Raw genomic sequence first — 15133 nt, forward strand, 5'->3', positions numbered from 1 at the left:
ACGCCTGCCCACAGACAGACAGACAGACGGGTCGGGCGCCTGCCCACGCACGGGTGGGCGGGGCGCCTGCCCACGGGCAGACGGACGGACGGGCGGGTGGGGCTCCTGCCCACAGACGGGCGGGCGGGGAGCCGGCGCCTGCCCACAGGCGACGCGGCGCCGACGCACACGCTCAGGTCGCTGGTGGGCCCACCACCGCCAGTGCCGTCCCCGCGTTCACCTGGTCGCCCGGGCCGGCCAGGAGTTCGAGGACCACGCCGTCCATGGGGGAGGGGACCCGGGACTCCATCTTCATCGCCTCCAGGGCCAGTAGGGGCTGGCCCTGGACGACCGTGTCGCCCGGGTTGACGTTCAGCTGCCATACCGAGGCGGCGAACTCGGCTTCCACCAGGCGGGCGCCCGGCGGCACCGTCACCTCAACGGGGGTGGCGGCGGGAGCCGACACCGCCTCCGCACGGGTGAACTCGCCCGCCGCCTCCCACGCGTCGCGCTCCGCCGAGAAGGCCGCGCCCTGCCGGGTGCGGAACTCCTCGATCGCGTCGGCGTTCTCGGCGAGGAAGGCCTCGTACGAGGCGAGGGAGAACGTGCCCTCCTCGATCCTCGGGACGAAGCGGCCCGAGGTGATGTCGGAGCGCAGGTCCAGCAGCTCGTCCGCGTCCACCGGGTACCACTTGATCCGGTCGAAGAAGCGCAGCAGCCAGGGCGAACCCTGCTCGAACGCGCCCCGCTGCTGCCACCCGGACCACACCTGAGTCGTACGGCCCACGAACTGGTAGCCGCCGGGCCCCTCCATCCCGTAGATGCACAGATACGCCCCGCCGATGCCCACCGAGTTCTCGGCAGTCCACGTACGCGCAGGGTTGTACTTCGTCGTGACGAGACGGTGCCGGGGGTCGAGCGGCGTCGCCACCGGCGCCCCCAGATAGACATCACCGAGACCCAGGACCAGGTACTCGGCGTCGAAGACCGTCCGGTACACGTCCTCGACCGAGTCGAGACCGTTGACGCGGCGGATGAACTCGATGTTCCACGGGCACCAGGGCGCGTCGTCGCGTACGCCCGCCATATAGCGGGCGATGGCCTCACGCGTCGCCGGATCGTCCCAGGAGAGCGGGAGGTGCACGGTGCGCGACGGCACGACGAGCTGGTCGGCGGGCGGGAGCGAGGTGACGATCTCCCTTACCAGAGACAGGAGTTCGGGCTGCGGGAGCTCGTCCGGGTCCGTCTGGATCTGGAGCGAACGGATGCCGGGCGTGATGTCCGTGATGCCGGGCAGCGCCGCCGCCGACACCGCCTCCATCAGCGCGTGCACCCGCATGCGCAGCGCCAGGTCGAGTTGCATGGGCCCGAACTCGACGAGCAGGTTGTCGTCACCGCTGCGCCGGTACGTCACGTCGGCGTCCCGGGCCAGTACGCCGCCGTCGGCGATCTCCGCACGGTCCGCGATCGGCGCGGCAGCCGGGGTACGCCGCAGCCGCGCGGCCCCGGGCACGGTCACCGGCACGAACCGCACGGTGTCCCCGGGCCGCAGCTGCCCCAGCTTCCAGCGCTGCCCCTTCGCGATGGTCGCCGGGCAGACGAACCCGCCCAGCGAGGGCCCGTCCGGGCCGAGCAGCACCGGCATGTCGCCCGTGTAGTCGACCGCGCCGACCGAGTAGGGCGTGTCATGGATGTTGGAGGGGTGCAGGCCCGCCTCGCCACCGTCGGTGCGCGCCCAGCGGGGCTTGGGCCCGACCAGCCGTACGCCCGTACGCGCCGAGTTGAAGTGCACCTTCCACTCGGCCGCGTAGAAGTCGCGGATGTCCTCCTCGGTGAAGAACTCCGGTGCGGCATGCGGCCCTTCGAGCGCTCCGACCCACCACTCGGACCCGAACACCGGCCGCTCACCGACCGGAACGGGATCCCCGACAGGAACAGGACTCGACATCGGCTCACCTGCCGAAGGCACGGCAGCACCACCACCCACCACAGCACCCCCATGCAGCACATCCCCCGTCCGCAGCGCCCGCCCGCCGTGCCCCCCGAACCGGCCCAGCGTGAACGTCGAGGCGCTGCCCAGGAAGGCCGGCACGTCAAGGCCGCCGCCCGCGAGGAGTACGTACGTCCGCAGCCCGTGCTCCGAGGGCGCGCCCACCTCCAGCACACCGCCCGCGGGCACCGTCACTGGCTCCCACTGGGGGACCGCCGTCCCGTCGACCGCCACCGGCGCCGGCGCACCCGTGACGCACACGGTCGTCGGATGCGAGAACCTCAACGCCGGTCCCTGCAAGGTGCATTCGAGCCCGGGAGCGCCCTCGTCGTTGCCGAGTGCCCGGTTGCCGAGCCGGAACGACAGGTCGTCCATCGGCCCGCACGGCGGCACGCCCACCTGCCAGTGGCCGGTCCGCCCCGACCAGTCCTGGACCGTCGTCAGCATTCCGCCGGAGACGACCTCGATCCGCGGTGTCGGATCGCTCACCGCGGCGAGGGTGGCCGTGGAGTGCGCCGCCACGCGGAACGTCGGCTCCGACAGCGCGGCCCGCACCAGGCCGAGGTTCGTCTCGATGCCGTCCACCCGCGTCCTGGCCAGCGCCTCGTCCAGCCGCTCCAGCGCGTGCGCCCGGTCGGAGCCGTACGCGACGACCTTCGCGAGCATCGGGTCGTACGCCGTCGTGACTTCCGTGCCCGTCTCGATCCAGCCGTCCACGCGCACGCCCCGCGGGAACTCGACCCGTGTCAACAGGCCCGCGCTCGGCCGGTGTTCGCGCGAGGGGTCCTCGGCGTACACCCGTGCCTCGACGGCGTGACCGCGCGGCGCCCCGGGATCGCGTACGACATCGGAGTCGCCGCGGGCAAGGCGCAGCATCCACGCGACGAGGTCGACGCCGTAGATCTCCTCGGTGACCGGATGTTCCACCTGGAGCCGGGTGTTGACCTCCAGGAAGTACGCCTCCTCGCGGGCCGCGTCGTAGACGAACTCGACCGTGCCGGCGGAGCGGTAGCCGACGCTCGCGCACAAGTCCCGTGCGGCAGACGCCAGTTGCTCCCGCACCAGGGCGGGCAGACCAGGCGCCGGAGCCTCCTCCACGACCTTCTGGTTGCGGCGCTGGAGCGAGCAGTCGCGGTCGCCGAAGGTGACGACGCGGCCCTCGCCGTCGCCGAACACCTGTACCTCGACATGGCGGGCGTGCTCGACGAGCCGCTCCAGGAAGACACCTGCGGAGGAGAAGGAGGCCGCGGCGACGCGCTGCACCCGCTCCCAGGCGTCACGGAGGTCCTCCGCCGAGCGGCACGCGGACATGCCGATACCGCCTCCGCCGCCGGTCGCCTTGAGCATCACCGGGTAGCCGATGGCCTCGGCCCGGCGCAGGGCTTCGTCGACGTCCGCGAGCAGGCCCGTCCCCGGTGCAAGCGGCACCCCGGCCGCCTCGGCCGCCGCCCGGGCCGTGTGCTTCGCCCCGAACAGCTCCAGCTGCTCCGGCGTGGGACCCACGAACACGATGCCCGCGTCCTGGCAGCGCCGCGCGAACGCCGCGTCCTCGGACAGGAAGCCGTAGCCCGGGTGGATCGCCCCGGCGCCGGTGTCCTTCGCCGCCCTCAGGACGAGATCCGCGTCGAGATACGACTCCTTGGCGGGCGCGGGCCCCAGCCGTACGGCCTCGTCGGCGAGCCGCACATGGGGTGCCGAGCGGTCCGGGTCGGAGTACACCGCGACCGTGCGCAGGCCCAACTCCCGTGCCGTACGGATGATCCGGACCGCGATCTCGCCCCGGTTGGCGACGAGAAGCGTGTCGAAGGCCGCTCCTCCGCCGCCGCCCGATGCCCCGCCGCCGGTCCCTGCGCCTGCCGTTCCCCCGCCGCTCATTCGGGAGCCCCGACCGTCATCTCCACCGCGGTCGGCTCGAAGCCGTTGCAAGGGTTGTTGATCTGGGGGCAGTTGGAGACCAGCACGAGTACGTCGCGCTCGGCGCGCAGGGTCAGTGAGAGGCCCGGTGCCGAGATTCCGTCGACGATGCCGAGGGTGCCGTCCTTCTCGACCGGCACGTTCATGTACCAGTTGATGTTGGAGACCAGATCGCGCTTGCCGAGGCCGTAACGGGCGCCCTCCGCAAGGAAGTTGTCCACGCAGGCGTGCTGGGACCAGGTGTGCTGCCCGTACCGCAGGGTGTTCGACTCCTTGGAGCAGGCGCCGCCGACCGTGTCGTGCCGGCCGACGTCGTCCGCGACGACCGTCATCAGCGGCGTGTGCTCGTTCGACATGAGCACACTGCCCGTGGTCAGGAAGATGTTCCCCTGCGCCTGGATCGTGTCGGGCGCGCTGTACCGCACGGCCGTGTCCCCGGCGTCGTACACGAGGAAGTCGACGGCCTGGTTGCCGTGCAGGTCCGTGATGGTGAGCGTGGAGCCCGCGCGGACGACGGCCGACCAGGCGGCCCGGGCCGGAACGGTGGTCTTCTGGACGGCCTGCTCGCTCATGCGATCCCCCTGGCGGCAAGGAACTCGGCGGTGTTGAGGAAGGCGCGGTGGCCCTCGGGCGTGGCCTCCCACAGCGGATCGCCGGACCGGGTGGCCTCGGCGCGCCAGGCCAGTACCTCCAGCGGTGTGCTCGTGTAGGCCTCGCGGGGGTCGGCCGGGTGGGGCACATTGGCCAGCAGCACGGTGACGTCCTGCTCGGTGCGCAGCGTCACGCTCGCCCCGGGACCGGCCGAACCGGTGAAGTCCAGGGAGCCGTCCTCGCGTACCTCCACGCCCTGGAAGAAGGACAGCGACGGCGGCAGATCGCGCGGCGCCAGCCCGTTCTTCGCCGCCGCCAGCTTGAACAGCTCGCGCCCGGCGGGCGATGGAGACTGCGGCGCCCCGTCCCCGTACCGCTCGGTGTTCCGTACGAGGCCGGAGGTGCCGCACAGCGCGTCGTGCCGCCCGGAGGTGTCGGCGATCACCGTGGCGAGGACGCGCCCCTGGTCGGAGAGGAGCAGCCGGCCCTCGCCGAGGTAGGCGTTCCACTGCACCTTCACCGTGTCGGCCACGTTCAGGCGCTCCCACGGCCGGTCGGCTGCGAAGAGGAGCAGATGGGCGCAGGCGTCGCCCGACAGGTCGGTCAGCCGCAGCTCCGTGCCGCGCGCCAGCACCTTGTGTGTGTAGTTGCCGCCCGCCACCGTCTCGGCCCACACGAGGTGGCCGGCCTCGCACGGCGGGGCGGGCCAGGCGCTCGCCGGGACGACGGGCATGGCCTCGGCGCGGGTGCCCTCCTGGGCGCGGGCGTGCGCGCGGGCTCCGTAAGTGGTCGCTGTCGCCATCGCGGGACCTCCGGCTCGGCAGTGGTCGGTCATGGGTGCGGTCGAGCGGGTGCTCGTATTTCTGTCGCCGTATTTCTGTCGCCCGACAGAAATTAGGAGCCGGGCGGGTCGCCGCCGTTGCCCGCGGGTTGCGGCCCCGTTACCGATCCCTCACCGAGATCGCCTGGTGGGGCGGTGTGCGAGGATCGAACGCATGGGTTCCGGTGGACGACGAGTGGGCAGGCCGCGCGCCGAGCAGCGGCCGGACAGCGGCCTCTCGCCGCGCGACGAACTGCTCGTCGCGGCCGCAGAACTGTTCACGACGCGGGGGTACGCGGCCACGACCACCCGGGCCGTCGCCGAGCGGGCGGGCATGCGCCAGGCGTCCATGTACCACTACGTGTCCGGCAAGGAGGAGCTCCTCGCCGCGCTCCTGGAGTCCACCGTCACGCCCTCGCTGGCCTTCGCCCGGCAGCTCCTCGCCGAGGACGACACCGCCGCCGAGGACCGGCTCTGGGATCTGTGCCGCACGGACGTCGAACTGCTCTGCGGCGGCTCGCACAACCTCGGCGGGCTCTATCTGCTGCCCGAGGTCCACTCGGAGCGCTTCGCCGGCTTCCATGCCGTACGGGCCGAACTCAAGGACGCCTACCGGCAGTTGCTCGCCGCGACCGGGGCGGGCGGCGCGCTCGCCAAGAGCGAGCTGGACCTCCGGACCGATCTGCTCTTCGGTCTCATCGAAGGGGTGATCCTCGTGCACCGCTCCGATCCCGAGCGGCCTGTCTCCGCCTTCGCCGAAGCCACCGCGGACGCGGCCCTGCGCATCGCCGGAATCTGAGCCGGAACCAGGCTCCCGGGCGGTGTCTCACCCCTTCTGATGAGGGGTTTTCGTATGCCCGTACGCCGTCACGCACCGTGTGCGAATGGCAGCGCTGCGTGTAAATGGGGCAGAGCGTACTCCTGTCGCGAGGGTGATTTCAGGTGGTTGCTGAATATGACACGGCGATGATCCGGTCGGACTAAGCTCGCCCGCAGCGCACCGAGTTGGGGTGTATTCGTGCGCTTGTTCCAAAAGATACCGAAGATCCAGTTTGATTGGCAGACAAACCCCCAGCACGTTCCCCGACCTTCAGCCGATTCGTCTCAGAGGGCATACATGGTGAGTGTTCAATCGCCTCCCGGTGGCCGTGAACTTCCCTACGCGCGCGTACTCCTGCTGCCGGCGATACTGATGGCCGCGGTGACCGGGACCGGTGTCGCCCTGGTGACGGGGTCGGCCCGGATCGCCGTCGGCTTGTGCGGAGCCGCCGCGACACTCCTGGTGATCGCGGTCGCGGCCGTCGCGGTGCGCCGCGGCCGTATGGTCCGTGACCTGGGTGTCGAGCATGCTCGGAGAACCGCCTGCCTGGAGCAGCGGATCGCTGCCCACGACCAGGAGTTCACCCGGCTCGGCACGCAGCTCCTGCCCGCCGCGCTGGAACGCCTGCGCAGCGGAGAATCCCCCGACGAGGTGATTCGTCATCATGTCGAGGGCGACGCCGTGTGGGCCGAACTTCCCAAGTCTCAGATCGACTTGGTGCGCATGATGCTCGACATCGTCGACGGTGAGGAAGCGCTGCGCGACTCCTCGCAGCGGTCCTTCGTCAACATCGCCCGGCGTGTCCAGGCGATCGTCCACCAGCAGAACAAGGAACTCCGGGAGATGGAGGAGGACCACGGGCGCAACCCCGAGGTCTTCGACGACCTCCTGCGCATCGACCACGGCACCGCGCTGATCGGCCGCCTCGCCGACTCCATCGCCGTCCTCGGCGGCAGCCGCCCCGGACGTGTGTGGCCCAAGCCCGTGCCGTTGTACAGCGTGCTGCGCGGCGCGATGTCCCGCATCCTGGACTACCGGCGCATCGAGCTGCACTCGATCGCCAAGGCCAACGTCAACGGCGTCTCCGTCGAACCGGTCATCCACGCCTGCGCCGAACTCCTCGACAACGCGACGCGCTACTCGCCGCCGCACACCAAGGTGCACGTCACCGCCGTCGAGGTGCAGACCGGCATCGCCATCGAGATCGAGGACGGCGGCGTCAGCCTCAGCGAGGAGTCCCGCGCCAAGGTCGAGGACATGCTCGCCAAGGCCCAGGCAAGCGTCGACCTGCAGGAGCTCGGCGACAGTCCGCGTCTGGGCCTCGCCGTCGTCGGCCGTCTGTCGACGATGTACAAGATGCACATCGCGCTCAGGCAGTCCGCGTACGGCGGGGTCCGCGCCGTGGTCGTCGTACCGCGCGACATGCTCAGCATCGAGCCCGCTCCCGGGCTCGCCCACGGCATCGGCGCAGCCGCCGTACCCACCATGGACACCAATGGTGTCGAGGGCCCCAACCGCAAGCCCAAACGGCGTCGCCCGACCACCGGACCGCGGGTCCCGAGTTCCGCGGAGGAAATGGACCCGGGCATGGAGGACGACGTCCCCGTCGTCACCGAGTGGACGCCCAACGGTCTGCCGCAGCGCCGCAGCCGGGTGAAGACCCCGCTCAGCCAGCGCATGGCCGAGGCCGCGGCCGCGGAGGCCGCCGCCGAGGCCGCCATGGCCGCCGCGCCCGTGTGGCAGCCCGAGCCCGAACCGGCGAAGAAGCTGCCCCCGCCCGGCATGTGGGTCGAGGCGTTCATGGCCGGCCTCAAGCGTGACCCGGACCCGAACGCCTTCACCCGGAACCCGAACGACCCGACGGCGTCCACCGCCTCCACCGTGAACAACGAGCCGGCCCGCACCGACGCCGACGACGAGGGAGATCTCAAGTGATCCAGCAGCGAGCCAACTTCGACTGGATGCTCAAGGATCTGGCCGATGGCGTACCCGGCATCCAGCAGATCGTCGTGCTCTCCGCCGACGGCCTGCGGATCGCCCGCTTCGGCGGCGATCCGGACACCGCCGACCGGGTCGCCGCGGCCTGCGCGGGACTGCAGAGCCTGGCCGGGGCCGTGGCCGGCGAGATCCCGCAGAGCGACGGCCAGATGCGGATGGTCATCATCGAGATCAACGGCGGCTACTTCTACCTGATGGCCGCGGGGTCCAACGCCTATCTCGCGGTGCTCGCCAACGAGAGCGCGGAGCCCGGGCTGATGAGCAACCGCATGCGCGACCTCGTCGACCGGATCGGCTCCCACCTCACCAGTCCGCCGCGGCGGAACGGGCAGACCGTATGACGCCTCCGCAACGCCGACGGCGCAAACCCAAGCAGCAGCCGCCTCCCCCGCCGGTGGTGGAAGGGTCCCAGGAGGGTGCGGGGGACCGCCCGCCCGAGCGGCTCTACATCCTCACCGGCGAGGACTGCGAGCGGGCCCCCATCGACCTCGTCACGTTAATCGTGGCGCGCGCCGATCCGCCGCACTCCGCCGCTCCGGAGCAGTCGGCGCTGCTCCGGATCTGCCAGGCCCCCCTCTCGGTGGCCGAGATCTCGGCCTATCTCAACCTGCCGATCAGCGTGGTGACCGTCCTGCTCACCGAGCTGCTGACGGCCGAACTCGTACAGGCCCGCGCACCGGTCGTCAGGCAGGCGCGGGCCGACCGTTCCCTCCTCGAAGCGGTGATGCATGGACTTCAAAAACTCTGACACCATCACGGGTCCACGGACCGAGGACCACCTTCCGGGCACCGCGCAGGCCGCCGTGAAGATCGTGATCGTGGGCGGTTTCGGGGTCGGCAAGACGACCATGGTGGGCTCCGTCAGCGAGATCAAGCCGCTGACGACCGAGGAGACCATGACGCAGGCCGGCATCGGAGTCGACGACAACTTCGGCTCCAAGTCCAAGACGGCCACCACCGTGGCCATGGACTTCGGCCGCATCAGCGTCACGGACGAGCTGGTGCTCTATCTGTTCGGCACCCCCGGCCAGGAGCGCTTCTGGTTCCTGTGGAACGGGCTGTTCGAGGGCGCCCTCGGCGCGGTCGTCCTGATCGACACCCGCCGGCTGGAGGTCAGCTTCGACGTCATGGGACGCCTGGAGGAGCGCGGCGTGCCCTTCGTCGTCGCGGTCAACGACTTCCCGGACGCACCCCGGTACGCCGTCGAGGAACTGCGCCAGGCGCTCGACCTGGCCGAGGAGATCCCGATCATCCGCTGCGACGTGCGACGCCGGGCCTCCAGCCGGGACGTCCTGATGACCCTCATGCGCTTCCTGCACTCCCTGACGATGACGGGCGCGTCGGCATGAGGCCGGTACCAGTTCCGCGAGTCCCCTGAACCGCACGCCGTACGAGTCCCCAGGGCCGGGAGCCGTGTCGTCCCGCACGTCAGTCCCCTCCCGGTTTTCACCAACTCCCCAGACACCGGATCCACTTCAGCTCGGAGCGATCATCGTGACGCCTGAATCCCACTCCCTGACCGGTACGGACGACCCCTCGCTCGGTCCGCCGCCCGGCTGCCCCGCCCACGGCAAGGGCCCCGGCGGCCTGCGCCGGCTGTACGGCCCCGAGGCGGAGGACCTGGGAGCCGTGTACGAGAAACTCCGCGCCGAACACGGCGCGGTGGCCCCCGCGCTGCTCCACGAGGACGTGCCGATCTGGGTGGTGCTCGGCCACGGCGAGAACATGCACATGGTGCGCACCCCCTCGCAGTACAGCCGTGACACCCGGCTGTGGACCGCCCTGCAGGACGGCACGGTCAAGCCGGACCACCCGCTCATGCCGATCATTGCCTGGCAGCCCATCTGCTGCCACGCCGAGGGCGACGAGCACCTGCGGCTGCGCGGGGCGGTCACCAGCGCCATGTCGACGATCGACCACCGGGGCATCCGCCGTCACATCAACCGCGCGACCCAGCACCTCGTCAACCAGTTCTGCGAGGAGGGCAGGGCCGACCTGGTCGCCCAGTTCGCCGAGCACCTGCCGATGGCGGTGATGTGCGAGATCTTCGGCATGCCCGACGAGTACAGCGACCGGATCGTGCACGCCGCTCGCGACATGCTCAAGGGCACCGACACCGCCATCGCCAGCAACGCGTACATCATGGAAGTACTGATGCGGCTCACCGTCCGCCGCCGGGCCGAACCCAGGGGCGACTTCACGAGCCGGCTGATCAACGACCCGGCGGGGCTCAACGACGAGGAGGTCGGCCAGCACCTGCGCGTCGTCCTGATCGTCGCGTACGAGGCGACCGCCAACCTCCTCGCCAACGTACTGCGGGTCGTGCTCACCGACCCGGGGTTCCGCGCCCAGCTCAACGGCGGCCAGATGACGGTGCCCCAGGCGGTCGAGCAGTCCCTGTGGGACGAGCCGCCGTTCAGCACCATCCTCCCCTACGTCGCCAAGCAGGAGACCGAGCTGGGCGGCCGGCGCATCCGCAAGGGCGACGGCCTCATCCTCGGTATGGAGCCGGGCAACGTCGACCCGCGCGTCCGTCCCGACCTCAAGGCCAACATGCAGGGCAACCGCTCCCACCTCGCCTTCAGCGGCGGTCCCCACGAGTGCCCGGGCCAGGACATCGGCCGGGCCATCGCCGACGTCGGCGTCGACGCGCTGCTGACCCGCCTTCCGGACGTCCAGCTCGACTGCGAGGAGCACGAGCTGCGCTGGCGGGCGTCCATCTCGAACCGGCACCTGGTGGACCTGCCGGTGAAGTTCGCGCCCAAGCCCCAGCAGGACGTCATGGCGCGGCCCGCGTACGCCGTGCCGGCTCAGAATCCCAGCGACTGGCAGGTCAGCAAGCCACAGCCGCAGACGGCGGCTCCGGAGCCCGCAGCTCCGGCCACTGCCCCGACGCCGACGCCGGCGCCGACGTCCGAACCGGCCCCCCGGCCGGGCGTGTTCCGGCGCCTCCAGCGCTGGTGGCGCGGCATGTGAGCCGACCGGGCAACGGGGCTACCCGGCCCACTCCTCGTACGACGACCAGGCCCGCAGCACGCGCGGGCTGACGAACCGGTGCTCGCACCCCGTGAGCGGATCGGTGAACTCCAGTACCCGCGCCAGCAGTTGGAGCGGACGCCGGAAGTCACCGTCCGCCACGGGGGCGGTCACCACGGGATAGAGGGGATCGCCGAGGATCGGCACCCCCAAAGCGCTCATGTGCACCCGGAGTTGGTGCGTCTGCCCGGTGCGGGGCCTCAGCCGATACCGAGCCGGCCCGTCGTCCCGCCGTTCCAGCAACTCCACGTCGCTGACGGCATTGGGCTCGCCCTCGACCTCGCGCGCCGCCATGACCCCGCGCTCCTTCACGATCCGGCTGCGCACGGTGCGCGGCAGAGCGAGCGCCGGATCGTACGGGGCGAGGGCCTCGTACTCCTTGGATACGAGCCGGTCGCGGAACAGCGACTGGTAGGCGCCGCGCTCCGCGGGGCGCACGGTGAACAGCACCAGCCCGGCGGTGAGCCGGTCCAGGCGGTGGGCGGCGCCCAGCGTGGGCAGGTCCAGCTCCCGGCGCAGCCGGGCGAGCGCGGTCTCCGACACATGACTGCCGCGTGGTGTCGTGGCCAGGAAATGCGGCTTGTCGGCGACGACCACGTGCTCGTCGCGGTACACGACGTCCAGCGCGAACGGCACCGGCACCTCGTACGGCAGCTCCCGGTGGAACCACACGAACATGCCCGGCACGTACGCCATGTCACGCGGTACGGCACGCCCGGAAGCGTCCACGATCAGCCCCGCGTCCAGCATTCCGTCGATCACCCCCGCCCCGGCCGCGAGCCGCTCCACCAGATGATCGCGCACGGTCGCCCATGCCGTCCCCGGCGGCAGCTTCACCCGCACGGGATCGACCCCGCCACGCTGCGGCAGGGGAGAGGGAGGGATCGGGCTTCTGCGTCTCATCACGATCAAGCGTACGAGGGGGCGCCGACAGCGGGGGCCGAGCCGGTCCCCGCTCCCGCCCTCCGCCGACGTCCCGAGCGGCGCTCTGACCGTCGGAGTCAACAGCAGGGGGCGTGCACGTCCTGATCGGGCGACCGTCCAGATGTGAGTGCAACATGTTCACGTCTGGATCAAAGACGGCCACTTCCGGTCTGGACGTAACTGCGATGTGATAGATGCTGTACCGCCGAAGGCGGCACGTCCTGCTCGCGCCATCGTGGAAGGGGAGCCCGTGCCGCCACCCGTCCTGGCCCCTCCCGCCGCGGCCGCCACTGCCTCGGCCCTCTTGGAGCACGCCCGTGAGTGGGCACGCCAACAGCGCAGACGGAGATGTCCTCCCAGGACCTCGTGAAGCACCGATCGGCCACCGACTCCACGGCTTCTCGCTGCGCGAGCGGGCAGCCTGCCGAGGCCTCACCCGCCTTGGCGAACTCCGGCGCCACAGACATGGAGGACTCAATGCTCGCCATGATCCCGACGTACGCGGAGCCCACCCCCCCGGCCGAAAGCCCATACGCCCAGCGCATCGAGGAATATGTCCGCTCACTCGGAGAAAGCCTAGGACTGGCAGAGACACGGGCCGGCCGGAAACGACTGGAAGCCGGCTACGGGAAATTTGTTGCCTGGACCTATCCAGAAGCATCGTTCGAGGATCTCTGCCTCTGCGCGGAATGGCTTTTCGTCACCTTCATCCTGGACGACCTGCACACGCTGAAGGTCTACGACGATCCCGGAGCCTGGGCTCCGGTGCACCGGCGCCTGATGGGCATCATCAATACGGGGAAAGACCCTGCCCCCGCACGGGAGCAGACTCCTTTCACCGAGGCGCTCACGGATCTGTCCATACGCACCGGCGAAAGGCTCTCACCGGCGCTTCGCGGACGACTGAACCGGCACCTGGATTTATTCTTCCAGGGATTCACCGAAGAATCCATGAACCGGTTCCGCGGCACTCCCCCCGGGATTGAGAGTTTCACCCACACCAGGCGACTTTCGGTAGGAATGGAGTTCGGCTTCGATCTCGTCGAACTCAGCCAGGGCACGGAGGTGCCTGAAAGCGTCTATGAGTCAGGCCTGTTCAGGGAGATCGTCGAAGCCGCGAGCGATGTGGTCGCCTGGCAGAACGACCTGCATTCGGTTCGGCTGGACGACATGCGTGGAGACTTCCACAACGTTGTCATCGTCATGCGGCACTCCAGCGGAATCTCGCTGCAGGAAGCCATCCGCCTGGCCGTCGCCAAGGTTCAGGGGCGAATTGCCGACTTCCTGGCCGCCGAAGAGCGGCTCCGGCCCTTCCTGAAGAGCCGTGGTGTGCCGCCCGCCACCCGTGACGAGATCCTGAAGGTCACAGCGGGAATGCGCCAGTGGACGAATGGATGCCTGCACTGGTACGGGAACACCACCCGCTATGCGATCCCCACCGCCTCGGACGAGTCGGATCAGCAGCACGCTCACCTGGAGGCGATGCTCCCGAGCCAGGATCTTGCGTACCGGCACAGTTACGGGTGATCAGCAAGGAATGCGCCCGGCTTTCTCAGTGCCGGCCCGCACGATGCTCCCGCCCCGTCGACGCGACCAAGAGCGGCTCGGGGCACTGGCTCGCCAACATCCTGGATCGACAAGAAGGGCCTACACGCCATGGCAACGGACCTTGCAGGAATCACACGGGCTCCGGGGGCACTGCCGGTCGTCGGGCATCTGTTTCCCCTGATCCGCGACCCGCTGCGTTTCCTCAAAACCCTTCCCGCCCATGGTGACCTGGTACAGATACGGTTAGGTCCGCAAACGGCCGTCGTGGTCTGCCGACCCGAGCTCGTCCAGGAAGTTCTCCTGCACGACCGCACGTACGACAAGGGCGGACCCATCATCGAGCGGATAGGGAACGCGCTCGGGGACGGCCTTGCCGCGTGCCCCCACAGCGCCCATCGGCGGCAGCGACGCACCTTGCAACCGGCTTTTTCTCGCGCTTGCCTGCGCGAGTACGCCGCCATCATGACCGAGCAGATCGACACGCTGGCCGTCGACTGGAGCGACGGTCAGCCGGTCGATGTGGCCGAGCAGATGTACACGTTCGCGAGTGACACCATTGCCCGGACACTGTTCACGGCTGAATCCGCGGCACCCGCCATAGACACCGTCAAGGAATGTCTGCCGGGTATCTTCCGAGGTATCTACCAGCAGGCCGTCTTCCCGCCCGCGCTGAACCGTCTGCCGCTCCCCTCGAACGTGCGCTACGAGCGGGCTCGCAACCGGGCATGGGCCGCGGTCAGCAAAACCATCAGCTCGTACCGGCAGGACGACAAGACCCACGGCGATGTGCTGTCGATGCTCCTCAAGACGCAGGACGACGCGGGAAACGGGCTCGGCGACGCCGAGATCCACGCCCAGATCATGACCCTGCTCGTCGCCGGCATCGAATCCACCGCGGTGGCTCTCACCTGGGCGGTGCATCTTCTGTGCCAATACCCCGATGTCCAGGAGCGGTTGCGCACCGAGACAGCCAAGGTTCTCGGCACCCGAACCGCCACTTGGGACGACCTTCCCCAGCTCGACCTGGCCCGCCGGGTCATCACGGAGACGCTGCGCCTCTACCCACCCGGGTGGATCCTGACTCGGACGACCGCCACCGAAACCCGGCTGGCGGACGCCCTGATCCCCGCCGAAACCACCCTCATCTACAGCCCGTATCTCATCCACCACGATGCACGATTCAATCCGCGGCCCGGCGATTTCGATCCCGACCGGTGGCTTCCGGAGCAGCAACACGTGCGCGGCGCCTTCATTCCGTTCGGCGGGGGCGCGCGCAAGTGCATCGGTGACAACTACGCGATGACCTTGGCGACGCTCGCCCTGTCCACGATCGTGGCCCAGTGGCGCCTCTCGAGTGTCGACGATCAGCCGCCGCACATCGAACCGCGTATGACCCTGACGCCTCACGGGGTCCGGGTCCGGGCGGAGTGCCTGCAGACAGTGCCCGACTGACGGCGGATTACCGGCCTCTGTCAGGTTGGCCTGATCGACGGCCTGGAGAAGCGGGCTCGGC

The 15133-nt window shown here is 69.9% G+C and carries 12 protein-coding genes; 8 read left to right on the forward strand and 4 right to left on the reverse strand.

Going from position 1 to position 15133, the window contains the following annotated elements:
- Positions 1 to 172 precede the first annotated feature (172 nt).
- Genes uca through ACFWXQ_RS14290 form a run of 3 tightly spaced genes read right to left on the reverse strand, consistent with a single transcriptional unit; the run spans position 173 to position 5276 of the window.
- On the reverse strand, positions 173 to 3844 hold the full coding sequence (uca, locus tag ACFWXQ_RS14280) for an urea carboxylase (RefSeq protein WP_383945051.1): 3672 nt from the start codon (positions 3842 to 3844) through the stop codon (positions 173 to 175).
- Positions 3841 to 4455 carry an urea amidolyase associated protein UAAP2 gene (locus tag ACFWXQ_RS14285; protein ID WP_383945053.1) on the reverse strand — a complete coding sequence of 205 codons (615 nt, stop codon included), beginning with the start codon at positions 4453 to 4455 and terminating at the stop codon, positions 3841 to 3843. Before ACFWXQ_RS14285 ends, uca begins: the two co-directional genes overlap by 4 nt.
- Positions 4452 to 5276, reverse strand: coding sequence for an urea amidolyase associated protein UAAP1 (locus tag ACFWXQ_RS14290; protein WP_383945056.1), 825 nt, complete (start codon positions 5274 to 5276; stop codon positions 4452 to 4454). Before ACFWXQ_RS14290 ends, ACFWXQ_RS14285 begins: the two co-directional genes overlap by 4 nt.
- A 193-nt stretch (positions 5277 to 5469) precedes the next feature.
- Between ACFWXQ_RS14290 and ACFWXQ_RS14295 the strand changes: the two genes are divergently transcribed.
- The 6 genes from ACFWXQ_RS14295 (at position 5470) to ACFWXQ_RS14320 (ending at position 11088) form a co-directional block, all read left to right on the forward strand.
- Positions 5470 to 6093, forward strand: a complete 624-nt coding sequence (locus tag ACFWXQ_RS14295) for a TetR/AcrR family transcriptional regulator (protein WP_383945058.1) — start codon at positions 5470 to 5472, stop codon at positions 6091 to 6093.
- 318 nt (positions 6094 to 6411) lie between these two features.
- Positions 6412 to 8049, forward strand: a complete 1638-nt coding sequence (locus tag ACFWXQ_RS14300) for a sensor histidine kinase (protein ID WP_384083716.1) — start codon at positions 6412 to 6414, stop codon at positions 8047 to 8049.
- Positions 8046 to 8453 carry a roadblock/LC7 domain-containing protein gene (locus tag ACFWXQ_RS14305; protein ID WP_383951876.1) on the forward strand — a complete coding sequence of 136 codons (408 nt, stop codon included), beginning with the start codon at positions 8046 to 8048 and terminating at the stop codon, positions 8451 to 8453. The genes ACFWXQ_RS14300 and ACFWXQ_RS14305 overlap by 4 nt, the downstream gene beginning before the upstream one ends.
- A complete protein-coding gene (locus tag ACFWXQ_RS14310; RefSeq protein ID WP_383951874.1) occupies positions 8450 to 8860 on the forward strand; it encodes a DUF742 domain-containing protein in 411 nt (136 codons plus the stop codon). The genes ACFWXQ_RS14305 and ACFWXQ_RS14310 overlap by 4 nt, the downstream gene beginning before the upstream one ends.
- Positions 8841 to 9461: an ATP/GTP-binding protein gene (locus tag ACFWXQ_RS14315; protein WP_383951872.1), complete on the forward strand. Its 621-nt coding sequence runs from the start codon at positions 8841 to 8843 to the stop codon at positions 9459 to 9461. Before ACFWXQ_RS14310 ends, ACFWXQ_RS14315 begins: the two co-directional genes overlap by 20 nt.
- A gap of 145 nt (positions 9462 to 9606) precedes the next feature.
- A complete protein-coding gene (locus ACFWXQ_RS14320) occupies positions 9607 to 11088 on the forward strand; it encodes a cytochrome P450 (protein WP_383951870.1) in 1482 nt (493 codons plus the stop codon).
- Positions 11089 to 11106: 18 nt separating this feature from the next.
- On the opposite strand, the gene ACFWXQ_RS14325 is transcribed toward ACFWXQ_RS14320, so the two are convergent.
- Positions 11107 to 12051, reverse strand: coding sequence for an RluA family pseudouridine synthase (locus tag ACFWXQ_RS14325; RefSeq protein ID WP_383951868.1), 945 nt, complete (start codon positions 12049 to 12051; stop codon positions 11107 to 11109).
- A gap of 498 nt (positions 12052 to 12549) precedes the next feature.
- Between ACFWXQ_RS14325 and ACFWXQ_RS14330 the strand changes: the two genes are divergently transcribed.
- On the forward strand, positions 12550 to 13599 hold the full coding sequence (locus ACFWXQ_RS14330; RefSeq protein ID WP_383951866.1) for a hypothetical protein: 1050 nt from the start codon (positions 12550 to 12552) through the stop codon (positions 13597 to 13599).
- Positions 13600 to 13728: 129 nt separating this feature from the next.
- Complete coding sequence (locus ACFWXQ_RS14335) at positions 13729 to 15072, forward strand: cytochrome P450 (RefSeq protein WP_383951864.1); 1344 nt, start codon at positions 13729 to 13731, stop codon at positions 15070 to 15072.
- Positions 15073 to 15133 lie beyond the last annotated feature (61 nt).

It is taken from the genome of Streptomyces sp. NPDC058697, assembly GCF_042715345.1.
Lineage (GTDB): Bacteria > Actinomycetota > Actinomycetes > Streptomycetales > Streptomycetaceae > Streptomyces > Streptomyces liliifuscus.

Bases quoted from the DNA above. Each gene is read 5' to 3' on its own strand.
- ACFWXQ_RS14290 (WP_383945056.1), bottom strand. From the start codon at position 5,276: ATGGCGACAGCGACCACTTACGGAGCCCGCGCGCACGCCCGCGCCCAG.
- ACFWXQ_RS14325 (WP_383951868.1), bottom strand. From the start codon at position 12,051: ATGAGACGCAGAAGCCCGATCCCTCCCTCTCCCCTGCCGCAGCGTGGC.
- ACFWXQ_RS14285 (WP_383945053.1), bottom strand. From the start codon at position 4,455: ATGAGCGAGCAGGCCGTCCAGAAGACCACCGTTCCGGCCCGGGCCGCC.
- ACFWXQ_RS14335 (WP_383951864.1), top strand. From the start codon at position 13,729: ATGGCAACGGACCTTGCAGGAATCACACGGGCTCCGGGGGCACTGCCG.
- ACFWXQ_RS14295 (WP_383945058.1), top strand. From the start codon at position 5,470: ATGGGTTCCGGTGGACGACGAGTGGGCAGGCCGCGCGCCGAGCAGCGG.
- ACFWXQ_RS14330 (WP_383951866.1), top strand. From the start codon at position 12,550: ATGCTCGCCATGATCCCGACGTACGCGGAGCCCACCCCCCCGGCCGAA.
- uca (WP_383945051.1), bottom strand. From the start codon at position 3,844: ATGAGCGGCGGGGGAACGGCAGGCGCAGGGACCGGCGGCGGGGCATCG.
- ACFWXQ_RS14315 (WP_383951872.1), top strand. From the start codon at position 8,841: ATGGACTTCAAAAACTCTGACACCATCACGGGTCCACGGACCGAGGAC.
- ACFWXQ_RS14300 (WP_384083716.1), top strand. From the start codon at position 6,412: ATGGTGAGTGTTCAATCGCCTCCCGGTGGCCGTGAACTTCCCTACGCG.
- ACFWXQ_RS14310 (WP_383951874.1), top strand. From the start codon at position 8,450: ATGACGCCTCCGCAACGCCGACGGCGCAAACCCAAGCAGCAGCCGCCT.